Below are 23,267 nucleotides of genomic sequence, written 5' to 3'. Positions count from 1 at the left end.
AATCCGACTAATCGGGTGGGACCGGCTCTGGTCGTCATCCCGGGGACAGTTCGCGCCGTCGCGACACGTGGTGTGCGGGCGCTGGCGATTCCGCCGCCCTGACACGAGTTCATCCACCCTGCATGTGAGCAGCGGGGCGAAAGAACTCATTGGCCACCCGACGAGGGGCGGCGACGTCACGATGACCAGACAGGGCGTGCGGTCGCATACGCAACGCCCAGGCGATGCTTCGTCATCACCGACCCGACAGCGGGTTGGACGCGCTGGTTGTCACCTGTCGAGGTGCCTGTCAGGTAGGTGCTGTTTCGCGTCGAATGTCGATAACTCGGCGGCCGCGGGTATGGCCGGCCTCGCTGTCCTCATGCGCGCGTGCGGCATCGGACAACGGGTAAGTCTGAGAGATGGGGATCGACAGGACCCCCCGTCGAATGAGATCGACTGTTGTGTTCAGGGCGATCGTCATATCACCTCCGACGCCAGAGAAGCGGATGCCGAGCATCGCGGACTCGAGATCGGCGATGGTGATGACCCGGTGGCGATCTCCGACCAGCTCAAGCAGACCCGGCAGCACCCCCGATCCCGAGAGGTCGAGCGCGGCGTCGACTGGGCCCAGGGCACGGGCGCGATCAACCCATCCCGTCCCGTACGTGGTGGCTCGCGCACCAAGGGCGTGAAGGTATTCCTGGTTTTGTGCGCCCGCAATGCCGATGACGTCGATACTCCGGTCAATGGCAATTTGCACCACCGCACTTCCTACGCCTCCAGCCGCGCCGCTGACCAACAATGTGCCACCGGGCGGCACGTCGATCTCATCAAGGACCCGCAACGCGGTTTCGCTGACCGACGGATAGCCCGCGGCCTGGGCGAACGTCAGCGTGTCCGGCTTGGGTGCCCACGAAGACAGAACCGCGTACTCGGCATACGTCGAGGTGCCCCGACCAAAGACTTCGTCACCGATGGAAACCGAATGCACCCCCGGTCCGATCTCGTCGACAACACCCGCCGCATCTTGCCCCACCCCAGCAGGTAGGTCGAGCGGTCGAACGCGCTCGAACTGGCCTCGGCGCGAGCGCCAATCGTGGGGATTGATGCCCGCGGCCTCTACGGATATGCGTATCTGCCCGGGACCCGCGTGCGGTTGCGGAGCTTCAACCATCTCCAAGACCTCTGGTGGACCGAATCGTGCGTAACGAATCATCTTCACCGAGCCCACATTAGACTAACGGTTAGTCTTTTGTAACAGTTTCGATCTACTATCAACTACGCTCGACACCATGGATGAGGCTTCACCCGGGCGTCGGGAACGCAAGAAGGCTGCAACACGGCGCGCGATTGCCGAGAGCGCACGTCGACTGTTCCTCAGCCATGGGTTCCACGATGTCGGCATACGTGATATCGCATCCGATTCGGACGTGGCGGTGACCACGGTCTTCGCGCACTTCGCCTGCAAGGAAGCGCTGGTGTTCGAGAACGACCACGAGTTCGAGTTCCGTCTCAATCACGCCGTCTCGCACCGATCCGCAGACGTTTCGCTCGTCGCTGCGCTAAAGAGCGAACTCGAGAAGATGTTGGAACACTGCACGTCTTCGCAGGCAGCACCGCTCTGGAGCATGATCGATGCCACCGAGGACCTGCGCGTGTTCGAAGAACGCATGAGGTCTCGGCACGCCATAACGCTGGCCGACGCCATCGCTCGAAGTGAAGGACTGCCGTACCCGACCATCGCCTGCCGCACAGTTGCGCGGTTTGCACTCGATAGCTTCGACTTGGCTCGCCGTAGCCCCGAACCACTCAAGGCGGTCGCTGACGTCTTCACGATGATCGACGCAGCGTGGCAAGCCAGGCCCTAGCCCCCAGACCCGAAAGCGCCTGGTCGTGGAAGTCCTAGTTTGGGGACTGCTGGCGGTGTCGCGGCGCGCTCTACGCTCGTGCAAGGGGGCGGTTGCGTAACGGAAGCGCCGTACCCGATGACGAGGCGGAGTGGTCAATCATGATGCTGTCCAACCATTCTCAACGCTCTCAAGGACTACGCCGGGGTGGACGAAACGTTGTGGGTGGTGCTGCGGGTGCGGCGGTGATGGTTGGCGCGTTGGTGATGGCCCCCGGTTCAGCGTCGGCAGCTTTGCCGGCCGAGTGTGAGCAAGCTGATCCTGCTGGTGTGGTGACGTGCACCTACACCGCGGCGGGCCCACACACACTGGAGCTGCCCAGCGGGGTGGGGTCGGTGCAGGTGACCGCGATCGGCGGCCACGGTGGGCACGTCGGTGGGCTCGTAAGCTATTCCGGTGGTCAGGGTGCCGTAGTGACCGCCGCTGTTGCGGTACCAGCTGAATCGCGAGCCGTGGTCGCCGTGGTCGCTGGTGACGGTGGCGATGTTGAGCCGGGTTCTATCCGTGATGGCGGCGCAGGGGGGATAGGCGGGGGTGGCAAAGGTGGCACTCCCGTCAACCCCGATGGGGCGGTAGCCCCCGGGGCAGGAGGCGGCGGCGCGTCAGACATCCGCATCGCGGGTGATGATCTGAAGAGCCGGGTACTTATCGCGGCCGGCGGTGGTGGCGCATCCCGCAATAGTGATGGTGGCAGCGCGGGCGAGCCCGGCACTGTCGTGCCATTCAGCGGTGCGGTTGCAGCCCAGGCTGGAGCGAGCACTGCCGGCGGCGCCGGGGGAATCTACCCGCCTGTTCCTGCGGTCACCGGTTCGCCAGGAACCCTGGGCATGGGCGGATCCGGCGCGCCGCACCAGCCAGAACCGACTGTCCGAACCACCGCGGGTGGGGGAGGTGGTGGCGGCGGCCTCTACGGTGGCGGCGGCGGCACGATAGTGGGCAGTGGCGGTGGCGGCTCGTCTCTGACCCCCGCCGGCGGAACCCTCGCCCGCAGCGACAAGAACCCATCAATCACCATCACCTATCAACCACCCACGCCACCAAATCCGCCGTGCCCCTGGCAAGTATGTTTCGGCAGTAGCTAAATGGGGGCCGGCGGGACGGGAAGGAGGATGGGCGAGTCGCGTTGGATCATGCCGCATGGTGACAGCAGGGCGATCGGTTCTCGTGTTCGTGGGAGTCGGCCGTTGTCGGCGAGTCCCTGCGTCGGACTCCGAAGCCTTCACGAGGCACACGTCCCAGACGCCCGGGAGCGTCCCATACCCCTGACACACCCCCAGACCTTCATCCATTCAGGATCAGGAATCCTGCACCAACAGATCGGACACCTCATGTCGCCCACCAGGATCGGGCATGCATCACGTCGTCCGGCGGCAGCGCTTGCGGTGTTTGCGATCGCTATCGGCGCTGCGGCCGTTGCACCCGGGGCAGCGTCCTCGGCCCCAGCCCTACCCGCAGGCTGTGAACAACTCGCCGGCGACGCTGGTGTGCGATGTGTCTACACCGAGGGCAGCCACACCCTCGCTCTGCCCGCCGGGATTCGCACCGTAGAAGCCACCGCTATCGGCGCCGCCGGCGGCAACATTGTCGACGACCGGCACCCCCACCTCGGTGGGCGCGGTGCCCAGGTCACCGCAAACCTCAACCTCCCGTCGTCGGCGAGGACGCTGCATGTGATCGTCGGCAGCCCAGGACACGACACCAGCGGCTGGAACAACCAGATACCTGGGCAAGGCGGGAGCAACGGAGGCGGTGACGGCGGCCGATCGAACACCTTCGACGCGAACCCTGCCGGCGCCGGTGGCGGCGGCGCCTCCGACATCCGCACCACCGCCGGCGACCTGAGCAGTCGGCTATTCGTCGCCGCGGGCGGGGGCGGCGCGACGCCGTCCCGTTGTGGCGATGGCGGCGACGCCGGAGCCCCCGGCTCCGCCAACGAACCAGACCTGACCCCATCGGCAGGGCAACCGGGAACACCCACCACTGGCGGCGCGGGCGGAGCGAACGATCCGGACCACTCCGAACCAGGCTGGGATGGCTCACCCGGACGGTTAGGCCACGGAGGCGCAGGCGCCACAGCCTATGCCGGCGGTGCAGGTGGTGGCGGCGGGCTCTACGGAGGCGGAGGCGGAAGCGTGCAGTGCGCCGGTGGCGGCGGCTCCTCCCTCGTACCAACCAGCGGCGTCCTTGACCTCGCCGAACGCGGCACGGCGCCGCGGATCACCATCACCTATCGAACCCGAACCCCCCAGTCATGCACCAGCTCACTATGTTTCGGCTCGTGACTGTTCGACACCACCGAACCCCCTCGCTGACGCCCGGCAGGCCGCCTGAGTGGCCTCTTCGCTGATGTCATGTCACATCACCCGGAGTACCTGGCTAGGTGCGGTAGGCGTGGGCGCGGTGGTCGATTCTGGCAATGACGACGGATGACATGACGTGTTGTCCGCCCCGCTAGTTGATGATCTCGCCGCCGCGGTCGCCGATGGCGCTTAGGCGTTCTCGCCACATCCGCAGATCCGCGTCGCTGAGCCGTGCCCAGTCGGTAACTTCTCGCACGACGCCGGTGTTGGGGTCGATGCAGAGCTTGGTCCTTACGGCGAGCGCGGCGATGAGTCGTCTATGTGTTGCTAGATATATTGTCCCACAATCGATTACATCATCCTATCCCGGCGAATAATGTCGACCGAGGGCACTGTCGCGGCGGATGAGCCCGTGGCCATCGGTTGGGGAGTTCCGTCATGAACATAAGACGTGCACCAGCCGACAATCGGCTCCGGCCTCCTCGTCGCATCCCATGCCGCGACCACATCTCGACGACGCGACTTCGGCCGATGTCGCGGAAACGAAACGAGGTCGTGGGAGCAGACGCGATGCCCCGCAGACGCCGACGGCCCCGATCGGACGAATCCGATCGGGGCCGTCGAACAGCCTCAGCGGGTCGAGATCAGAACTTCTCGCCCTTGGCGGCCTTGTCGACCAGCGACTGCGGCGGCTCGAAGTGCTTGCCGTACTTCGATGCCAGGTCGCGAGCGCGGTCGACGAAGCCCTGCAGGCCGCCCTCGTACTGGTTGATGTACTGCACCACGCCACCGGTCCAGGCCGGGAACCCGATGCCGAAGATCGAGCCGATGTTGGCGTCCGGCACGGAGGTGATCACACCTTCGTCGAAGCACTTCACCGTCTCGAGAGCCTCGGCGAAGAGCATCCGGTCGATCATGTCCTGGAACGGGATCTCGGTGCTGCCCGACTTGAACTGGTCGCGCAGACCCGACCACAGCAGCTGACGCTTGCCGCTCTCGTCGTACTCGTAGAAGCCCTTGCCGTCCTTCTTGGACGTGCGGCCTGCCTCGACGAGCCAGTCGACCACCGCGGTCGAGCCGTGGGTCGGGATCTCCTTGCCCTCGGCCTCGGCCGCAGCCGTGGTCTCGTTCCGGATCTTCTGCATCAGCGTCAGCGTCAGCTCGTCCGACAGCTGCAGCGGCGGAGCCGGGTAACCGGCCTGCGAACCCGCGTGCTCGATGAACGCAGGCTCGATGCCCTCACCGACGGCCGCGATGGCCTCGTTGATGAAGGTGCCGATGACGCGGCTGGTGAAGAAGCCACGGCTGTCGTTGACGACGATCGGGGTCTTGCGGATCTGCAGGGTGTAGTCGATGACCTTGGCCAGCACCGCATCCGACGTCTTGGCGCCACGGATGATCTCCACCAGTGGCATCTTGTCGACCGGCGAGAAGAAGTGGATGCCGATGAAGTCCTCGGCCCGCTTCACCCCCTCGGCGAGACTGGTGATCGGCAGCGTCGAGGTGTTCGAGCCGAGGATGGCGTCGGGCTCGACGATGTCCTCGATCTCCTGGAACACCTTGTGCTTCACCTCGACCGACTCGAACGCGGCCTCGATGACGAGGTCGACACCCTTGAAGTCCTGGGGATCGACGGTCGGGTGGATGCGGGCGAGCAGCTCGTCCGACTTCTCCTTGGTGGTCTTGCCGCGCTCGAGGGCCTTGGCCTCCAGCTTCTCGGCATATCCCTTGCCACGCTTGGCAGCATCGATGTCGATGTCCTTGAGCACCACGTCGATGCCGGACTTCGCCGACACGTACGCGATGGCCGCACCCATCATGCCGGCGCCGATGACGCCGACCTTCTTGGCGGTGTACTTGTCGTAGCCGTCGGGCCGCGAGCCACCGTTGTTGATGTGCTGCAGGTCGAAGAAGAACGCCTTGATCATGTTCTGTGCGACCTGGCCGGTCACCAGCGACACGAAGTAGCGGGTCTCGACGATGTCGGCGGTGTCGACGTCGACGTAGGCACCCTCGACCGCAGCGGCGACGATCGCACGCGGAGCCGGCATCGGCGCGCCCTTGATCTGCTTGCGCAGGATGGACGAGATGGCCGGGAGCGTCTGCGCCAGGGCCGGGCTGGTCGGTGCGCCACCGGGGATCTTGAAGCCCTTGACATCCCACGGCTGTGCAGCCTCGGGGTTCTCCTTGATCCATGCCTTGGCGGCCGGCAGGAGCTCCTCGACCGAACCGACGACCTCGTCGATCAGGCCCAGTTCCTTGGCCTTGGCAGGCTTCAGACGCGGTCCCTGCAGCAGGACGCTCATCAGGGCGTTCTGGATGCCGAGGAGACGCACGGTACGGGTGACGCCGCCGCCGCCGGGCAGCAGACCGAGGGTGACCTCGGGCAGACCCAGCTGGTTGCCCTTCACATCCGCCGCGATGCGGTGGTGGGTGTGCAGCGCCAGCTCGAGGCCGCCGCCGAGGGCCGCGCCGTTGATGGCCGCGACGACCGGCTTGCCGAGGGTCTCCAGACGACGGAGGACCTTCTTCATGCCGTTGGTCCGCTCGGTGATCGCCGCGGCGATCTCCTCCTTGGACTGCGAGCTGCGGTCGCTGGTCATGTCCTTGAGATCGCCACCGGCGAAGAAGGTCTTCTTCGCGGAGGTGAGCACGACGCCGGCGAAGTCGTCCTTCTCGGCCTCGAGACGGTCCACGATCTCGGCGACCGAGTTCATGAACGTCTCGTTCATGGTGTTGGCGCCCTGGTCGGGATCGTCCATGGTCAGGATGACGACGTTGTCGGCGTCCTTTTCCCACCCAAACATGTTCTTGCTCATATCAGTTCAGTTCTCTTTCGTCGGGTGGCGATCAGACGCGCTCGATGACGGTTGCGACGCCCATGCCGCCGCCGATGCAGAGGGTGACCAGGCCGTAGCGGCCGCCGGTGCGCTCGAGCTCGTCGACCGCGGTGCCGAGGATCATCGCGCCGGTCGCGCCGAGCGGGTGGCCCATCGCGATGGCGCCACCGTTGGCGTTGACCTTCTCGTGCGGGATCTTCAGGTCCTTCATCCACTTCAGGACGACGGAGGCGAAGGCCTCGTTGAGCTCGAACACGTCGATGTCGCCGACGGTCAGGCCGGCCTTCTTCAGCGCCAGCTCGGTGGCCGGGGTGGGGCCGGTGAGCATGATGGTCGGCTCGCTGCCGACCTCGGCGTAGCTGACGATGCGGGCGCGCGGGGTCAGGCCGTTGCGCTTGCCCGCCTCCTCGCTGCCGATCAGCACCAGGCCGGCGCCGTCGACGATGCCGGAGCTGTTGCCGCCGGTGTGGACGTGGTTGATCTTCTCCACGCTGTGGTACTTCTGCAGCGCGACATCGTCGAAGCCGGCCATGTCGGCGAGCGCCTGGAAGGCGGGCTTGAGCTTGCCGAGCGACTCGACGGTCGACCCGGGACGGCGGTGCTCGTCGTGGTCGAGCACGGTCACACCGTTGATGTCCTTGACCGGGACCACGGACTTGGTGAAGTAGCCGCTGTTCCATGCCTTCTCGGCACGCGCCTGCGACTCGGCGGCGAATGCGTCGACGTCCTCGCGGGTGAAGCCCTCGATGGTCGCGATGAGGTCGGCACCGATGCCCTGCGGGACGATGTAGTTGTCGTACGCGGTGGTCGGGTCGGTGAAGAGTGCGCCGCCGTCGCTGCCCATCGGCACGCGCGACATGGACTCGACGCCGCCGGCGATGACGAGATCGTCGAAGCCGGAAGCGACCTTGGCCGCGGCCAGGTTGCTGGCCTCCAGGCCCGAGGCGCAGAAGCGGTTGATCTGGGTGCCGGGAACGCTCTCCGGCAGTCCGCTCACCAGGGCGGCGGTGCGCGCGATGACTGCGCCCTGCTCGCCGACCGGCGACACGACACCGAGCACGATGTCGTCGATGGTGGCCGGATCGAGCTGGCCGTGACGGGCCGTCAGTTCCTTGATCAGCCCGGAGATGAGGTCGACGGGCTTGATGCTGTGCAGCGAGCCGCCGCGCTGCTTTCCGCGAGGCGTACGCAGCGCCTCGTAGATGAATGCTTGATCAGGCACGAGGTGTTCCTTTCACATGAACCATGAAGTGGTCTCTTGATGAGGCTAACGCGGAATAACTTGTTTGACCATACCCGCCGCTCAGACAGTTCTTTGTTGTCCAACTCTGCGCTATGGTCGGTTTACCATGCCCAGCCGCAACGCCACCGGGCGCGCCCGCCCCGCCGATCGGAAGCGCCAGCTCTCCGACCTCGCCGCGACGCTCTTCCTCGAGCGTGGGTACTCGCATGTCTCGGTCGCCGACATCGCCCGCGCGGCCGGTGTCACGGCGCCGTCGGTGTACCGGCACTTCACCGACAAGCAGTCGCTGCTCGCGGCCGCGGTGCTGGCCGGGGTGGACGACCTCGAGGCGTTCACCGACGAGGTCGTCGGACCCGCGACCGCCGACGGCGCAGCCGAGCCCGGCGCCGAGGACACCGGCCCGTCGACGGCGCATCTGGTCGACGCGATCTGCGACATCGGCGTCACGCGGCCGGTGACGGCCTCACTGTGGCGATGGTCGAGCACCCACCTCACCGAGGAGCAGAACAAGGAGGTCGCCCTCCGGACGCGAACCGTCCTGCACCGCTGGGCCGCGGCACTGTTCGCCGACGATCCGGATGTGTCGCACCGCGAATCGGTGCAGATCACCTGGGCCATCCTGAGCGTGATCGGCAGCTTGTCGGTCCACAAGACCCGCATCGCACCGGCGCGCGCACACGAGGAATTGCGACGACTCGTGGGGCGACTCATGACGCTGCGTCCGGACGAGGCGCCACCGTTGCCCGACTTCCCCTCGCTCTCACCGGTGTCGACCAATCGTCGCGACCAGATCCTGGACGCCGCATCGGCCCTCTTCTCCGAGCGCGGGTACGCCGACGTCGGCGTCGACGAGATCGGCGCAGCGGTCGGGATCACCGGCCCCAGCGTCTACAAACACTTCCCGTCCAAGATGGCGATCCTGGTGAGCATCGGCCAACGCAGCGGCACCCGACTGGAGGCCGGCGTGATGGCCGCGTACGCGTCGACCGCGGATCAGTCGAAACTTCTTGCCCTGCTGGTCGACTCATACGTCTCGGTGATCACCTCCACCGCGGACCTCTCCGTCTCGTTCAACAGCTCCGGCGTCCTGCACGGCGAGTTGGCCGGCACCGAGTTGCTCGACGTCCAGCGCCGCTACGTCGGCCGCTGGATCGACCTCCTCTGCGAGATCGACCCCGAGCTGCGGCGACCCCAGGCTGCGGTCGCCGTCCACGCGGCGCTGAGCATCGTCAACGATGCGGTGCGGATGCGCCGCGGGCGAACACGCGCGAGGTTCCCCGATCAGATGGCGTATCTGATGCAAGGCGTTCTGGACCTCTGACCGCGCACCGGTGGCGACTGCCCGGTGCAGATCCGCCCACTTGCTAAGCTGGCGCCCACCCACGACGACGGGAGCCGCCGGATGTCTTCCGGGTCCGCCGAGGACGAGCGCCGCTACACCCGCGACGAACTCGTCGCCGCACTGGGCATCTCCACCGAGTATGCCGACAAGCTCTGGAACGCTTTCGGATTCGCGCGGAAGACGACCGACGACAAGATCTTCGACGAGGCCGATCTGATCGCCCTCCAGCTCTTCGCGGACTCCGAGACGACGATGCCGCAAAACGCTCAGGTCGCCACGGCCAGGGCGATCGGCCAGACGATGTCCCGGCTCGCCGACTGGCAGGCCGACCAACTCCTCGAACTCGATCGCGACCCGGCCGTCCCCTGGTCGCTGGAGCAGATGAGCTCGGCCCTCGGCCGCATCCAGCAGCTGATCTGGCGCCGGCACCTGGCGATGGCGCTCGAGAAGGACGTCGTCCACGAGTCGGACGAACGGCTGGAGTCGGTGATCGGGTTCGCCGACATCGTCGGATACACCTCGCTGTCGCGCCGGATCGATCTCGCCGACCTCGAGCAGCTCCTGGAGGAGTTCGAGGAGCGGACCTACGAGATCGTGACCGTCGAGGGCGGACATGTGGTCAAGACGCTCGGTGACGCGGTGATGTTCACCCACAGCTCGCCGGGCGCGGCCGCCGCGATCTCCCTCGCGGTGCACGAACTCAGCAGCGGCGAGACCATCCCGCCGCTGCGGGTCGGTCTCGCGTCCGGCGTCGTCCTGTCCCGCCTGGGCGACGTGTTCGGCGAGCCGGTCAACATCGCCGCCCGCCTGTGTGGGTCCGCCCGACCCAGGACGACCCTGGTCGACGAGAGCACGGCCGCGGCACTCGAGGACGATCCGCGGTTCTACCTGAAGTCCATCTCGTCGCTCAACGTCCGTGGCTACAAGCGCCTCCGCGCGAAGACGTTGGAGCACAACAAGTACTACGATCCGGAGACCGGGAACTCGACCCGCTAGACCCGCGATCGGGTCATCGACCCCGTCCTGGAACCGCCTCCCGGCCCCTATTGCCTGGGCCTCGCATCCGCACTCCGCATCCCACATCCCGCACGAAATCTGTACACCAGCGGCCTGCCGCCGGCGATATGTCGACGGCCGACCGCTCTCGTACAGATTGGCGCCCGGTCGAGGCAGCCCACATCCGCCGACCCTTGACCTCAACCGCGCTCGAGGTCTTATCGTCATCGCAAGAAATCGGACATGTCGGTCATACGCACTGCATCGATTTTATACGTACGCTGTACGGAGTCGTACATGGTCCGGCCCGGTTCGATTCCGCCGATCACCGATGACTTCCGTAGCCCACCCGGGTCTGCACCACATGAGGAGGTACCGCGAACCGCCGAGATGTTCGCCGAATATTCGATCGCCCTTGTCCGACCCCATCGATAACGTGGAGAAACATGAGCTCAACCGCAGCCCCCGCCGTGACCGCCGGTCGTTCCGACCCGCGCGACGACATCGCGATCGAAGCCATCGACCTGGTCAAGAAGTTCGGTGATTTCACCGCGGTCGACGGCGTCAGCTTCACCGTCCCCCAGGGCACGGTCCTCGGCCTGCTCGGCCCCAACGGAGCCGGCAAGACCACGACCGTGCGCATGATGACCACCCTGTCGCCGCCGACCAGCGGCACCGCCCGGATCGCCGGGCACGACGTACAGGCCGAACCCGATCTCGTACGCCGCAGCATGGGCCTCACCGGCCAGGCCGCCACGGTGGACGAGATCCTCACCGGCCGCGAGAACATCCAGATGATCGGCGGACTCTACGGCATCAACCGCCGTGAACTCCGCACGCGCGGAACCGATCTGCTGGAACAGTTCAATCTCACCGAAGCCGGCAACAAGCCGGTTCGCGAGTACTCCGGCGGTATGCGCCGACGCCTCGATCTCGCGGTCAGCCTGCTGGCTGCGCCGCCGGTGCTGTTCCTCGACGAGCCGACCACCGGACTCGACCCGCGGAGCCGCTCGGAGCTGTGGGAGGTGCTGCGGTCACTCGTGGCACAAGGCACCACGCTGCTGCTGACCACGCAGTACCTCGAGGAGGCCGACCATCTGGCCGACCGGATCGTGGTGATCGACAAGGGCACGATCATCGCCGAGGGGACATCGCTCGAGCTCAAGGAGCAGGCCGGGGCCGCGAGCCTGGTGCTCACGGTCTCGGACGCCGCGGACATCCCGGCGGCCGAGGCGCTGCTGCGCAAGACCGGCGGCGAGGTCTTCATCGACCACAGCTCCCGCAAGCTCACCACCCCGGCGAACGGACTGGCCGACCTGACCCGTGTCGTCGGATGGTTCGACGAGAGCGGTATCGAGGTCGACGACCTCGGACTCGCACGCCCCAGCCTGGACGACGTCTTCCTGTCCCTGACCGGCCACCGGGCCGAGGACGAGACCGGCGACACCACCGACGAGGAGCAGGACCGATGACCACCTCCGTGACCGCGGGCGACGCACTCGCCCATCAACGCCCCACCACACATCAGACCAACATCTGGCAGCAGTCGTGGATCATGGTCAAGCGCAACATGATCCACACCAAGCGGATGCCGGAGATGCTTTCCGACGTCACGATCCAGCCGATCATGTTCGTGCTGCTGTTCGCATACGTCTTCGGCGCGGCGATCAGCGTGCCCGGCGGTGCGTCCTACAAGGAGTTCCTGCTCCCCGGCATCATGGGCCAGACGATCGCGTTCACCGCGTTCATCGTGTCGACCGGCATCACCGCCGACCTCGAGAAGGGCGTCATCGACCGATTCCGGTCATTGCCCATCCGACGCTCCGCGGTGATCGTCGGCCGCAGCATCGCCAGCCTCCTGCACTCGTCGATCGGCATCGTCGTCATGGCGATCACCGGTCTGCTCATCGGGTGGCGCATCCGCAACGGATTCGCCGAAGCGGTGCTCGCCTTCGCGCTGATCCTGCTGTTCGGTTTCGCGATGATCTGGTTCGGCATCCTGGTCGGCTCATGGCTGCGGTCGGTGGAGGCGGTGAACGGCTTCATGTTCTCGACGCTGTTCCCGATCACCTTCCTCTCCAACGCCTTCGTCCCCACCCAGGGGATGCCGACCTGGCTGCGGACCATCGCCGACTGGAATCCGATCTCGTCTCTGGTACAGGCACTTCGAGTCCTGTGGGGCAACGGTCCCGATGCCGCGGAGACAGCGGCGCTCCCGCTGCGGCATCCGGAGCTCTCGACCATCATCTGGTCGATCGTGCTCACCCTGGTGTTCGCACCATTCGCCCTGCGCGCGTACAACAAGCGCACCGCGGACTGACCTCGCTCCCGCCGTACGACGACGAGCCGCCCGCATCCTCGATGGATGCCGGCGGCTCGTCGTTTGTAGCGTGATCCCGGAGTGGCAGGCTCAGGACGTGAAGGCCAGGGCCTCCAGCGGATCGCTGTAGATGGAGTCGAGCGAGACCGCACCGGCGGCCTGCTGCTGCACGGTGGTGCCCGAGTGCGACACGCGCACATCGCGGTTCGGCAGCACCGAGGTGGTCTTGACCGACTTGGCGACCGTCGGGAGCGTCGCGGGGAAGTCGGTGAAGGCCTGGCCGCCGAGGATGATGTGGTCCGGGTTGAAGATGTCGGAGATCAGTGCGACGGTGCGGCCCAGTACCTCGGCGCGCTCCTCGAGCAACGCGCGAGCGGTGGTGTCGCCGTTGCGAGCGAGCTCGTGCACCTCCTCGATCTCGCCGACTGGCAGTCCCGCGGCGCGCGCGGCGTTCACCACGCCGGTGTCGCTGGTCGCCGGCTCGAGCTGACCGGTGTTCTCCGGGTCGAGCAGCGTTGTCGCGCCGGTCGGGAAGTGGCCGATCACCGGGGGTCCGGCGGTCGGGGTGTAGACGGTGCCATCGACGCTGAATGCGATACCGACCATCTCGCGGGCGTAGAAGTAGAGGAAGTTGGCGCGCTTGTCGTCAGGGTTGACGACCAGTTCCGCGGCGGCCATCGCCTCGACATGCGATGCGACCGAGACGGGGAGGCCCACCGATTCGGCGATGACCCGGCCGACCGGCGCCTCCGCCCAACCGAGCCGCGGATGGTCGACGAACCCGCCTTCTCTCACGCGACCACCGATGGCGACGCCTGCCCAGAGCACCCGACGTCCGGCCCAGCGGGCGACGAATCGACGTGCGCTGACACCGATGGCGTTGAGGGTCTGTTCCGGACTCTCCGCGATGGGGGTCGGGATCTGGATCGCACCGACCACGCGATGCAGCAGGTCATGGGTGGTGATGGAGGTGACCTTGTAACCGATGTGGATACCGAGGGTCAGGAAGTCGGCGACGTTGAGCTCGAACGGGAGTCGCGGTCGGCCGATGGCACCGGCCGGTGCGAGGTCGGCGCGCTCACGGATGAGGCCGGCCTTGAGGAGTGCACCGACCTGCCGGTTGACGGTGGAGATGCTCAGGCCGGTCTGGGCGGCGGCATCGTCGCGGAAGATGGGACCCGAGAGTCGGGCGGTGCGCAGGACGAGAGCCGCCGGCTTCGTCGACAGCTGGAGCTGGGGCGTCGCGATGTGAATCGGCGGGACCCCCTTCTTGGGAGTGGTCACGTCGGCCGCGGTGGGCCGTGCGCCGTAGACGAGCGGGCGGGTGCCCCGACCACTCGACAATCGCGCGCCCTGGGGGCGGGTGGACGTGGCGGAACGGAGATCGAGCGTGGTGGTCATGGGTGTCTCTCAGTCGAATGTGCCACAGCGGCCCGACATACGGGCGGCAGCGTGGAATGCGGGCATCGGCCAGAAAGGGGCCGGCAGAACGAGTTGGCTCAGCGCATTCGACAGCAACACAGCACACGAGCGAGCGGCAGGCGACATCCCAGCGCGGTGGTCACATAGGTGACCTCCGGGATGTAGGACCGGCTGCTCGTCATGTCGATGAAGCTAGCAACGTCGCGGACGGGGCCGCAACCCGGTGACGGGTGGCGCAGTACCGCTTCGCACCCCGCTGACCTGCATGGTCAGGGGCGTTCACCGGCGACTATAGGTCCGTTCAGCGCTCACCGCGCGGGTTGCACTCAGCCTGATCCCAACGGCGCCCGACGCCGACTCGTCGCGTTGACAGGGCGGAGCGCGACCGCACTAGCGTGATGCCCACAGTCCGTCGTCGCGGCAGCGAGTTCGCAGCCGTGGCCGATCGTCGTCGAGGAGATGCCAACCGTGTCCGTCCACTTCCATTGGTTCCTGCCGACCTATGGTGATTCACGCAATCTCATCGCCGGTGGTCACGGCAGCAACATGAATGGCGACCGGCCCGCTGACCTGCGGTATCTCAATCAGCTGGCGGGCGCGGCCGAGATCAACGGGTTCGAGGCCGTGCTCACGCCAACCGGCCTGTGGTGCGAGGATGCGTGGCTGAGCACCGCCGCGCTGATCGAGACGACGGAGACGCTGAAGTTCCTCGTCGCTCTCCGACCCGGTCTGACGAGTCCGACCCTGGCCGCCCAGATGGCGTCGACCTTCCAGTGGCAGTCCAAGGGACGACTCCTCCTCAACGTCGTCACCGGAGGCGAATCGAGCGAACAGCGAGCCTTCGGCGACTTCCTCACCAAGGAGGGGCGCTACGAGAGGTGTGGCGAATATCTCGACATCATCCGTCGGCTCTGGGCGGATGAGGGCCCGGTCGACTTCACCGGACGGCACCTTCGGGTGGAGGGGGCGACCCTCGCACGGATCCCCGATCCGCTGCCGCCGATCTTCTTCGGCGGGTCGTCGCCGGCCGCCGGCACGGTCGCCGCAAACTTCGCCGACACCTACCTCACGTGGGGCGAGCCGCCCGCGCAGGTCGCCGAGAAGCTGGACTGGGTCCGCGGGCTGGCGGCCGGCACAGGACGATCGCTCACCTACGGCATCCGCCTCCATGTCATCGCACGGGAGACGTCCGAGCAGGCGTGGGCCGAGGCCGACCGTCTGCTCAAGGCCCTCGATCCCGCGGTCGTGGCAGGTGCGCAGGAGAACCTCGCACGTTCGGAGAGCGAGGGCCAGCGTCGGATGCGCGCGCTGCACGGCAGCGGCGCCGCCTTCGAGAACGCCGCCGACGCCCGCGCCCTGGAGATCTATCCCAACCTGTGGAGCGGGGTCGGACTGGTACGCGGGGGTGCGGGGACCGCGCTGGTCGGCTCCTACGACGAGGTCGCCGAGCGGATCGCGGAGTACGCGGCGCTCGGACTCGACCACTTCATCCTGTCCGGGTATCCGCACGTCGAGGAGGCCTACCACTTCGGCGAGGGGGTCCGGCCACGCCTCGAGCGTCTGGGGCTCGCCGAACAGGGCGCGACCTCCGACGAGCCCGTGCGGAGTGCTTTCCTCTCGTCGGTGACCCCGGCCGGCGCCTCCTGAGGTCGCCGACCCGCTTGTCCGCCCACGACGGGTGGCGCAGGCGGTGGAGAAGCGCTGATCATGTCGGACCCGTGACGTAATCTGGGACACATGACCATCGCGGCGGACACCAGCTCGGACGCAGAATTCCTCGAGGTATCCGAGCCGTTCCGGCGCGAGATCCTCGCCCACTGCTATCGCATGATGGGGTCGCATCACGACGCCGAGGACCTGATGCAGGAAACGTACCTGCGCGCGTGGCGCGGGTACGGGAAGTTCGACCAGCGAGCGTCGGTGCGGACGTGGCTGCACAAGATCGCCACCAACACCTGCTTGACCGCGCTGCAGAGTCGTCAGCGTCGTCCGCTGCCGTCCGGGCTCGGCGGCGATGCCTTCGATCCGGCCGACGATCTGCTGCAGGACCACGAGGTGCCGTGGCTCGAGCCGTACTCGGGCACTGTCGACGAGATCTCACCGGGCGCCGACGCCGATCCGGCCTACGTCGTCGGTGCTCGCGAATCGATCCGCCTGGCGTTCATCGCCGCGTTGCAGCACCTGCCCGAGCGGCAACGCGCAGTGTTGATCCTGCGCGACGTCCTGCAGTGGAAGGCGGCCGAGGTCGCCGACACCATCGGCGTCACGACCGCCACGGTGAACAGTCTGCTGCAGCGTGCTCGCGAACAGTTGAAGAACGCCTCACCGCACGAGGACTCGCCGACCGACCTCGACGACGACGCGAAGCGCGAACTGCTCGGCAAGTACGTTTCAGCGTTCGAGCGCTACGACGTCGATGCGATCGTCGAACTGTTCACCGACAAGGCGATCTGGGAGATGCCGCCCTTCACCGGTTGGTATCAGGGCCCCGACGCCATCGGTGCGCTCATCCGCAAGAACTGCCCGGCCGAGGGACCCGGCGACCAGATCCTGCTACCGACGGTGGCCAACGGCCAGCCGGCATTCGGCCTCTATATGCGCGAGCCCGACGGTGTGCACCGTCCGTTCCAGCTGCAGGTGGTGGATTTCGGCGCCGACGGCAAGGTGTCCTACGTCGTCGCCTTCTTCAGCGACGATCTCGAAGCCGACTTCGCCCGCTTCGGTCTCCCGGCCACGCCCTACGAGGCGGAGCCGCGCACGGCGCCGAGTCCCTGGCACTGAGAGGTCGTGCGCGTCGGCCTCAGCTGTCGGCGTCTTGCGGAATGGCACCCGGGTCCATGAAGAGGACCTCCCATCCGTGACCGTCGAGGTCACGGAAGGTACGGGTGTAGAGAAACCCCAGGTCCTCGCCCGGGCGCAGCTCGGTGGCCCCGGCTTCGAGCGCGGCATCGACCCGTCGGTCGACCTCGGCCCGCGAGCCGGCCTCGAGGGCCAGCAACACCTCCCGGCCGTCATCCGGATCGGCGACCGGCCCAGCCGAGTAGCCCGCGAACCGGCGTCGATGCAGCAGCATGACCTTGGTCTTCTCGTTGATCGTCATACACAGCGTGCCGGGATCGCAGAACATCTCGTCGAAGCTGAATCCGGCGCGCGTGAAGAAGTCGCGGGCCTTGTCGACGTCGGCGACGGCGAGGTTGACGAACATCATCGGCAGCACGTCACGACCTCCTCGGCATTCGGGCCGGCTCGTCGACGCTCAGGGGTGCGACGGAACCGACGGTTGGTCGGCGATCAGTGCGGAGACGGCGACCCGGGGAGCCCCCACCGAGATACTGACCGACCAGGTGTCGGGAACTCATCGGTGCGAGGCACGTGGGATCGGCATCGGGGGAGGCCATCGACGGAGGAGAGCGACATCTCGACCGGCGGCGTCCGGGTGTCGGGTCGATCATCGCGCCGCATAGGCTGATCGACATGGGAGTGATCTACCTGGTCCGACACGGTCAGGCCGATGCCGGCGCCTACGGGATCGTGGATGCGGATGCAGCGGCCGCACCGCATGGTCCGGGCGGTCTGACGAGCCTCGGTGTGATGCAGGCGACGCTGACCGGGACGATGCTCGCGGGTCAGGTCGAGAAGGTGACCGCGGCCATCAGCGGTGACCTGCCCCGACAGTCGCAGACCCTGGCGACCATCCTCGACCAGTTCGACACCGCACCCGAGCCGATCGTCGATGCCGGGTGGAACGAGTACGCGCTGCCTCCGTCGGTCGGTGTCGCGACCGCCGACGAATACCGCGACGGCCGTGCCTACCAGCAGAAACTCGACGCCGGCCTGACGGCGTGGATCACCGCCGAGAGTGCAGACCCCGGAGGCGAGGCCTTCGGATGCTTCCGCGATCGCGTCGTGGCGGCGTCCCAACGTGCCCGAGAACTGGCCGGATCAGGTCAGACCGTGGTCGTGGTCTCGTCAGCGGGCACGATCACGCAGTGGATCTCCCAACTGTGGGACGTCCCACCGGCACGGTGGCCGGTCTTGGCCCGCACGATGATCAACGCGTCGGTGACCAAGGTGTTGATCGGTCGCGGCGGTGCGACCGTGGTGTCGGTCAACGAGCACGCCCACCTCTCTGACCGCGAAGGCGGCGTCGCGACTTTCCGCTGAGTCGAGGCTGGTTCCGGCGACTACTGCTGCTCCCCTTCGGCGGCCGTCCGGGCAAAATCTGTACGCCTCAAGGCCGCCAACGACGTAGTGCCGCCCACGGGCCTCCCACGTACAGATTTTGCACAGGGAGGAGCCCGCCGGCCGCGCCGTCGGACCGGCGCCACGGCCAGGCCGGATCAGGCCCGATGCAGGTAGGTCCCCGGTCGGGTCACCACGATGTTCGGCACCACCGCGAACCTCGACAGGTCGGTGATCGACGAGACCAGCACCGCGATGTCGTTCGCGGAGATCATCTCCTCGGCCGGGATGGCGTCCTTGGTCCATTCGGTCATGTCGGTGTCGACGTAGCCGGGCGCGAGAGTCGTTGCACTGATGCCGTTCTCGGACTCCTCGAGATTGAACGTCTCGCACAGGTTGATCAGCGCCGCCTTGGTGGCGCCGTACGCGGTGTATCCCGGCTCGGGGTATACGCCGGTACTCGATGCCAGCGCGACGACCTTGGCCGCGGAGTGCTCCCGGGCCGTCGCCCGCAACGTCGGCAACAATTGCTGCAACAGCAGGAACGGGGCCCGGACGTTGACAGCATAGAGCTTGTCGAAGCGCCGCGCCGGAAAGTCCTCGATCCGACCCCGTTGTCCCATACCGGCATTGATGATCAACGCGTCGCATCGACCGAATGCCGCCACATGCGCCTGTGCCAGGGAGCCGATCGCGTCGTCGTCGCTCATGTCGGCGGTCACCACCTCGACCCGACCACCGTGCGCACGGAGTTGCTCGGCGCGGTCGTCCAGCGCCTCCCGACCTCGCGCGCTGATGGTGAGGTCCCACCCGGTGCGGGCGAACCGCTCTGCGATGGCGGCTCCGATGCCGCGGGACGCACCGGTCACCAAGGCCACTCGCCGATCGGACATCACTTGCCCCCGTTCACGTGCCGCAGTCCGGCCGCGATGAACTCGGCGGTCGCCTCAGCTGCCTTCTCGGCGCCGGCACCCGCCGACGACCCGGACAGTGCGCGGTGCGTGATGCCCTCGCCGATCACGCCGAGCTTGAGGTTCGCCAGCCCGAGGTAGAAGTCCCAGTCGCCCAGATCACTTCCGGTCGCGGCGGCGTAGCGCTGTGCGATCTCGTCGGGTGCCGGGTATCGCTCGCTCGTCCATGCCCCAGAGAAGCCCAGCACCGTGTCGAAGAACGGTTGGCGATACGTGCACATCAGGGCGACGTCGGTGATGGGGTCACCCAGGGTCGACAGCTCCCAGTCGACCACCGCGCGGACGATCGCGGGGTCGTCGGAATCGACGATGGTGTTGTCGACCCGGTAGTCGCCGTGCACGATCGTGGCCCGGGCGGAGGTCGGGATGCGTTCGGAGAGTGCGGCGACGAGCCGGTCGACGTCGTCGAGTTCCCGCGTCTTCACGTGACCCCACTGTCGCGCCCACAGCTTGACCTGGCGTGCCGCGAACCCTTCCGGACGACCGAACTCGCCCAACCCGACGGCCTCATGGTCCACCGCGTGCAGTTTCGCGAGCGTGTCGACCAGAGCGTCGAAGTTGCGCTGGACATCATTGTCCGACAACGACTCCAGATCGCCACGATCACGGATGACCTGACCGTCGACGAATCCGACGACGGTGAACGGAGCACCCAGAAGCTCGCCCTCGGAGTCGATCGCGATGGTCGGCGCGACGGGGACGTCGGTGTCCTGCAGGGCACTCGTGACGGCCCATTCCCGGTTCATGTCGTGCGCCGACGGTGTCAGTCCGCTCGTCGGTGGCCGTCGAACCACCCAGTGATGCACGCCGTCGGTCACCGTGAAGGTCAGATTCGACTTGCCGCCGCTGATCAGCTCGACCGTGAGATCGCCTGCGACGTCAACACCTCGGTCGACCAGGAACCCGCGCAGCAGCCCGGCATCCATCGCCGGATGCCCGCCAGTCCGGCTCATCGAGCGTTCCCATCGCCGCCCTGGGCACGACGTGCCTTGGTGGCTCGTCCGATCTCGCGACGGGCGATCGCCCAGCGATGGACCTCGGACGGGCCGTCGTAGATGCGGAACGGACGGAGCTCACGCTGCAGCCGCGCCAACGGCAGGTCGTCGGACACGCCGAGACCACCACACATCTGGATGCTGCGATCGACGATGCGCGAATACGCCTCTGCGGCATACGTCTTGGCAACCGACGTCTCTGTGCTCGCGTGGTTACCGTGATCGAGCTCGTAGCAGGCCCGGACCAGGAGCGCACGCGTCGCCGACAGGTCGATCACGTTGTCGGCGACCATCTGCTGGATCATCCCGAGATCACCGAGGCGACCGCCGAATCCCTCTCGCTGCGAGACATAGTCGACGGCGACGTCGTGTGCACGGGTCGCCGCGCCCAGCCACCGCATCACGTGGGTCATCCGAGCGGGGCCCAGGCGGACCTGCGCATAGCGGTAGCCCTCGTCGACCTCGCCGAGGATGTCCTCGTCCGGGACGAACACGTCGGTGAAGCTGACCTCGCAGTGTCCGCCGATCATCGAACGGTCGGTGGTGACGATGTGGCGGTCGACCGAGATGCCTGCGGTGTCGGCCGGCGCCAGGAACATCGTCGCGCCGCCGCGATCGCCGGGCTCACCCGCGGTGCGCGCCATGATGATGTAGAAGCCGGCGCCGTCGGCTCCGGTGATGAACCGCTTCTCGCCGTTGATCTTCCAGCCACCGTCGACCTTGGTGGCGGCCGTGCGCAGTGCCGACGGGTCCGAGCCCGCACCGGGCGACGGCTCGGTCATCGCAAATGCCGACCGGACTTCACCGGTCGCCAGCGGAGCGAGATACTTCTGCTTCTGCTCGTCGCTCGCAATGTGCGCCAGCATGTGCACGTTGCCCTCGTCGGGGGCGCCGATGTGGAGTGCGACGGGGCCGAAGGTCGAGTATCCGGCGGCCTCGAACACCGGTGCGCGATCGGACATGTCGAGCCCGTGTCCGCCGAACTCGACGGGCGCGTGCGGCGCGAACACCCCCGCGGCCTTGGCCTTTGCGTTGAGTTCTCGCCGGAGGTCGTCGCCTCCCGCCGCGGTGATGTCGCCGCCGAATCGGTCCTCGACGGGCAACACCTCGGTGCGCACGAACTCACGGGTCCGCGCAACGAGATCCTCGACCTCGGGGCCGTAGCTCAGATCGATCGGCACTGATTCCCTCCTCTGGATCAGGTCCACGGGTGACCGTGATCAACGATGCCGACCGAGCGATCGTTCGGCATAACGCAGAGTGTCAGACCAGGGGGCACGGGGTCAAGTCAGCGCGGATGTGTGTCGACCGGGCGTTCAGGGCGCGGTGTACCCGATCGCGTCACGCGCGATCTGACGGTTCCGCGCGATCAGCTCGTCCGCCGCGAGTTCGCCGTCGAGCTTGAACCAGGTCGACACACCGACACACATCGTCGCCACTGCGCGGCTGGCGTCCTTGGGGTACTGCGTCGTGAAGTCACCCGCAGCGACGCCGGCGAAGACGATCTCGTCGACCATCCGCTGCTGCCGATCACGGTGTCCGATGTAGGTGTCGCGATAGCCGTCGTCGAGACTGCGGATCTCGGTCGACCCGACGAACGCCTGCTCGCGGCGGTACATGTGGAAACGCAGCAGCGACTCGACGACCGCGTCGAATTGATCGACCGGCTGATCCCCGGCCTCCCGGACCGCGAGTTCGGAGCGGTGCAGGAGGTCGGTCATCGTGCGCTCGAGCAAACCCTGCAGCAGCGACTGCTTGGACGGGTAATGGTGATAGAGCCCCGGCACCGACAGGTTGGCCCGCGCGGCGATCTCCCGCACCGATGTGCCGTGATAGCCGTGTTCGGCGAAGGCCGCCAGGGCAGCCGCCAACGGCACGGGCAACTCGGGCTCGCCGTAGTCGCGCCAGCTGCCGAGCGCTCGCGAACGGATCTCTGCCTCTCCAGCCCCGCCGCTCATGGCTTCCAACATAGCCTCAGCGCCCCTCGGACTCGTCGGCGCGTGAGGCATGCGCGCGGCTCAGACCCTCGCCGAGCGAGACCATCAGGCCCACACTGACCGACACGACCGAGTCGCGGTCGAGGTCGAGGTGGCCGTCGAGCCAGGCCGCGAGCACCCTACCCAGACCTCCGACCTGGAAATGCGCGGCGGCCAGAGCGTCGGGTCCGGTCTCCACATCGAGCACGCCCGATGCGGTCTGCAGCGTCAACGATGCGAAGAGTTCGGTCGACTCCATCCGCTTGGCCGCGACGGTCGGGCTGAGTAGCGACTGGGAGAAGAGGAGCCGCCCCTTGCGCCGATCGGCGTCGATCACGTCGACGATCGCACCGACCGCCAGCGCGACCTTCTGCTCGACGTCCGCGCCATGGTCGAAGGCCGCGAGGCCTGCATCGGAGATCTCGCGGATGACCTCGTCGAAGGTGTCCGCGACCAGATCGTCCACGGAGGCGAAGCTCTCGTAGAAGTACCGCGCGGTGAGACCGGCCTGCCGGCAGACCCCGCGGACCGAGATCGCTCCCCCGTCGTCGGCGCCCAGCAGGGCGAGGGCCGCGTCGATGAGCGCTGCCCGACGGCGCGCGATCCGCGCGTCGCCCTCCTCGCCGCCATACGAACGCAGCGTCTCCACCCCGCTGCGCGCGGCGGCGCTGAGCGCGCTCGACGTGGCGCGCGGCGATTCGGACGGAGGTGTCACGACTCCAATCTTGACACCCCACCCGTCGGCGACGTTGAATGAAAGGGGAAACAGCCGTTGTCAGATGGAGTCGATG

The 23,267-nt window shown here is 67.1% G+C and carries 20 protein-coding genes; 10 read left to right on the top strand and 10 right to left on the bottom strand.

Features of this window, described 5'->3' with window-relative positions; translation table 11 throughout:
* Positions 1–289 precede the first annotated feature (289 nt).
* Positions 290–1,204 (bottom strand): NADP-dependent oxidoreductase, encoded by a 915-nt coding sequence (locus tag GS4_RS04430; protein WP_007617904.1) that lies wholly within the window; start codon positions 1,202–1,204, stop codon positions 290–292.
* 70 nt (positions 1,205–1,274) lie between these two features.
* On the opposite strand from GS4_RS04430, the gene GS4_RS04425 reads away from it, so the two are divergent.
* The 3 genes from GS4_RS04425 (at position 1,275) to GS4_RS25075 (ending at position 4,171) form a co-directional block, all read left to right on the top strand.
* Entirely contained in the window at positions 1,275–1,850 is a 576-nt protein-coding gene (locus GS4_RS04425; protein WP_007617903.1) for a TetR/AcrR family transcriptional regulator, read from the top strand.
* Between the two features lie 140 nt (positions 1,851–1,990).
* Positions 1,991–2,971: a glycine-rich protein gene (locus GS4_RS25080; protein WP_157226486.1), complete on the top strand. Its 981-nt coding sequence runs from the start codon at positions 1,991–1,993 to the stop codon at positions 2,969–2,971.
* Complete coding sequence (locus GS4_RS25075) at positions 2,972–4,171, top strand: glycine-rich protein (RefSeq protein ID WP_369403297.1); 1,200 nt, start codon at positions 2,972–2,974, stop codon at positions 4,169–4,171. It abuts the gene before it with no gap.
* A gap of 662 nt (positions 4,172–4,833) precedes the next feature.
* Here the strand turns inward: GS4_RS25075 and GS4_RS04415 are convergent.
* Together GS4_RS04415 and GS4_RS04410 are read right to left on the bottom strand one after the other, a co-directional pair.
* A complete protein-coding gene (locus tag GS4_RS04415) occupies positions 4,834–7,008 on the bottom strand; it encodes a 3-hydroxyacyl-CoA dehydrogenase NAD-binding domain-containing protein (protein ID WP_007617885.1) in 2,175 nt (724 codons plus the stop codon).
* 31 nt (positions 7,009–7,039) lie between these two features.
* Positions 7,040–8,251 (bottom strand): acetyl-CoA C-acetyltransferase, encoded by a 1,212-nt coding sequence (locus GS4_RS04410; protein ID WP_007617882.1) that lies wholly within the window; start codon positions 8,249–8,251, stop codon positions 7,040–7,042.
* A gap of 127 nt (positions 8,252–8,378) precedes the next feature.
* Between GS4_RS04410 and GS4_RS04405 the strand changes: the two genes are divergently transcribed.
* From GS4_RS04405 to GS4_RS04390, 4 genes are all read left to right on the top strand, one after another.
* The gene (locus GS4_RS04405; RefSeq protein ID WP_007617880.1) at positions 8,379–9,593 is read left to right on the top strand and encodes a TetR/AcrR family transcriptional regulator; all 1,215 of its coding nucleotides are present in this window, start codon (positions 8,379–8,381) and stop codon (positions 9,591–9,593) included.
* 81 nt (positions 9,594–9,674) lie between these two features.
* Entirely contained in the window at positions 9,675–10,610 is a 936-nt protein-coding gene (locus tag GS4_RS04400; protein ID WP_040509448.1) for an adenylate/guanylate cyclase domain-containing protein, read from the top strand.
* A 446-nt stretch (positions 10,611–11,056) separates the two neighbouring features.
* Positions 11,057–12,082: an ATP-binding cassette domain-containing protein gene (locus GS4_RS04395; RefSeq protein ID WP_007617877.1), complete on the top strand. Its 1,026-nt coding sequence runs from the start codon at positions 11,057–11,059 to the stop codon at positions 12,080–12,082.
* Positions 12,079–12,930 carry an ABC transporter permease gene (locus GS4_RS04390; protein ID WP_007617876.1) on the top strand — a complete coding sequence of 284 codons (852 nt, stop codon included), beginning with the start codon at positions 12,079–12,081 and terminating at the stop codon, positions 12,928–12,930. The genes GS4_RS04395 and GS4_RS04390 overlap by 4 nt, the downstream gene beginning before the upstream one ends.
* Before the next feature lie 90 nt (positions 12,931–13,020).
* Here GS4_RS04390 and GS4_RS04385 read toward each other — a convergent pair whose 3' ends face one another.
* Positions 13,021–14,331, bottom strand: a complete 1,311-nt coding sequence (locus tag GS4_RS04385; RefSeq protein WP_040509446.1) for an ROK family transcriptional regulator — start codon at positions 14,329–14,331, stop codon at positions 13,021–13,023.
* Positions 14,332–14,820: 489 nt separating this feature from the next.
* Between GS4_RS04385 and GS4_RS04380 the strand changes: the two genes are divergently transcribed.
* The gene (locus GS4_RS04380; RefSeq protein WP_007617874.1) at positions 14,821–15,999 is read left to right on the top strand and encodes an LLM class flavin-dependent oxidoreductase; all 1,179 of its coding nucleotides are present in this window, start codon (positions 14,821–14,823) and stop codon (positions 15,997–15,999) included.
* A 90-nt stretch (positions 16,000–16,089) separates the two neighbouring features.
* A complete protein-coding gene (locus GS4_RS04375; RefSeq protein ID WP_007617873.1) occupies positions 16,090–17,133 on the top strand; it encodes a sigma-70 family RNA polymerase sigma factor in 1,044 nt (347 codons plus the stop codon).
* A gap of 19 nt (positions 17,134–17,152) precedes the next feature.
* Here the strand turns inward: GS4_RS04375 and GS4_RS04370 are convergent, their stop codons facing one another.
* Positions 17,153–17,560, bottom strand: coding sequence for a VOC family protein (locus GS4_RS04370; RefSeq protein ID WP_369403299.1), 408 nt, complete (start codon positions 17,558–17,560; stop codon positions 17,153–17,155).
* A gap of 266 nt (positions 17,561–17,826) precedes the next feature.
* Here GS4_RS04370 and GS4_RS04365 point away from each other — a divergent pair, with 266 nt between their 5' ends.
* A complete protein-coding gene (locus GS4_RS04365; RefSeq protein ID WP_007617866.1) occupies positions 17,827–18,516 on the top strand; it encodes a histidine phosphatase family protein in 690 nt (229 codons plus the stop codon).
* Between the two features lie 176 nt (positions 18,517–18,692).
* Here GS4_RS04365 and GS4_RS04360 read toward each other — a convergent pair whose 3' ends face one another.
* The 5 genes from GS4_RS04360 to GS4_RS04340 all read right to left on the bottom strand — a co-directional run bounded on the left by GS4_RS04360 (position 18,693) and on the right by GS4_RS04340 (position 23,191).
* Positions 18,693–19,427: an SDR family NAD(P)-dependent oxidoreductase gene (locus GS4_RS04360; protein ID WP_007617864.1), complete on the bottom strand. Its 735-nt coding sequence runs from the start codon at positions 19,425–19,427 to the stop codon at positions 18,693–18,695.
* Complete coding sequence (locus GS4_RS04355; RefSeq protein WP_007617861.1) at positions 19,427–20,458, bottom strand: phosphotransferase family protein; 1,032 nt, start codon at positions 20,456–20,458, stop codon at positions 19,427–19,429. The genes GS4_RS04360 and GS4_RS04355 overlap by 1 nt, the downstream gene beginning before the upstream one ends.
* Positions 20,455–21,681, bottom strand: coding sequence for an acyl-CoA dehydrogenase family protein (locus GS4_RS04350; RefSeq protein ID WP_007617859.1), 1,227 nt, complete (start codon positions 21,679–21,681; stop codon positions 20,455–20,457). Before GS4_RS04350 ends, GS4_RS04355 begins: the two co-directional genes overlap by 4 nt.
* A 135-nt stretch (positions 21,682–21,816) precedes the next feature.
* Complete coding sequence (locus GS4_RS04345) at positions 21,817–22,458, bottom strand: TetR/AcrR family transcriptional regulator (protein WP_174343992.1); 642 nt, start codon at positions 22,456–22,458, stop codon at positions 21,817–21,819.
* A 16-nt stretch (positions 22,459–22,474) separates the two neighbouring features.
* Positions 22,475–23,191 carry a TetR/AcrR family transcriptional regulator gene (locus GS4_RS04340; protein ID WP_007617855.1) on the bottom strand — a complete coding sequence of 239 codons (717 nt, stop codon included), beginning with the start codon at positions 23,189–23,191 and terminating at the stop codon, positions 22,475–22,477.
* Positions 23,192–23,267 lie beyond the last annotated feature (76 nt).

Source organism: Gordonia soli NBRC 108243, from assembly GCF_000334455.1.
GTDB classification, from domain to species: Bacteria; Actinomycetota; Actinomycetes; order Mycobacteriales; family Mycobacteriaceae; genus Gordonia; species Gordonia soli.
The sequence above is the reverse complement of the archived record's forward strand: the minus strand, read 5'-3'. Positions and strand labels throughout refer to the sequence as shown.

What these genes read in the sequence shown, in the direction of transcription:
- GS4_RS25080 (WP_157226486.1), top strand. Translation starts at nt 1,991, where the DNA reads ATGATGCTGTCCAACCATTCTCAACGCTCTCAAGGACTACGCCGGGGT.
- GS4_RS04375 (WP_007617873.1), top strand. Translation starts at nt 16,090, where the DNA reads ATGACCATCGCGGCGGACACCAGCTCGGACGCAGAATTCCTCGAGGTA.
- GS4_RS04415 (WP_007617885.1), bottom strand. Translation starts at nt 7,008, where the DNA reads ATGAGCAAGAACATGTTTGGGTGGGAAAAGGACGCCGACAACGTCGTC.
- GS4_RS04355 (WP_007617861.1), bottom strand. Translation starts at nt 20,458, where the DNA reads ATGAGCCGGACTGGCGGGCATCCGGCGATGGATGCCGGGCTGCTGCGC.
- GS4_RS04405 (WP_007617880.1), top strand. Translation starts at nt 8,379, where the DNA reads ATGCCCAGCCGCAACGCCACCGGGCGCGCCCGCCCCGCCGATCGGAAG.
- GS4_RS25075 (WP_369403297.1), top strand. Translation starts at nt 2,972, where the DNA reads ATGGGGGCCGGCGGGACGGGAAGGAGGATGGGCGAGTCGCGTTGGATC.
- GS4_RS04395 (WP_007617877.1), top strand. Translation starts at nt 11,057, where the DNA reads ATGAGCTCAACCGCAGCCCCCGCCGTGACCGCCGGTCGTTCCGACCCG.
- GS4_RS04425 (WP_007617903.1), top strand. Translation starts at nt 1,275, where the DNA reads ATGGATGAGGCTTCACCCGGGCGTCGGGAACGCAAGAAGGCTGCAACA.
- GS4_RS04385 (WP_040509446.1), bottom strand. Translation starts at nt 14,331, where the DNA reads ATGACCACCACGCTCGATCTCCGTTCCGCCACGTCCACCCGCCCCCAG.
- GS4_RS04365 (WP_007617866.1), top strand. Translation starts at nt 17,827, where the DNA reads ATGGGAGTGATCTACCTGGTCCGACACGGTCAGGCCGATGCCGGCGCC.
- GS4_RS04390 (WP_007617876.1), top strand. Translation starts at nt 12,079, where the DNA reads ATGACCACCTCCGTGACCGCGGGCGACGCACTCGCCCATCAACGCCCC.
- GS4_RS04360 (WP_007617864.1), bottom strand. Translation starts at nt 19,427, where the DNA reads ATGTCCGATCGGCGAGTGGCCTTGGTGACCGGTGCGTCCCGCGGCATC.
- GS4_RS04370 (WP_369403299.1), bottom strand. Translation starts at nt 17,560, where the DNA reads ATGATGTTCGTCAACCTCGCCGTCGCCGACGTCGACAAGGCCCGCGAC.
- GS4_RS04400 (WP_040509448.1), top strand. Translation starts at nt 9,675, where the DNA reads ATGTCTTCCGGGTCCGCCGAGGACGAGCGCCGCTACACCCGCGACGAA.
- GS4_RS04345 (WP_174343992.1), bottom strand. Translation starts at nt 22,458, where the DNA reads ATGAGCGGCGGGGCTGGAGAGGCAGAGATCCGTTCGCGAGCGCTCGGC.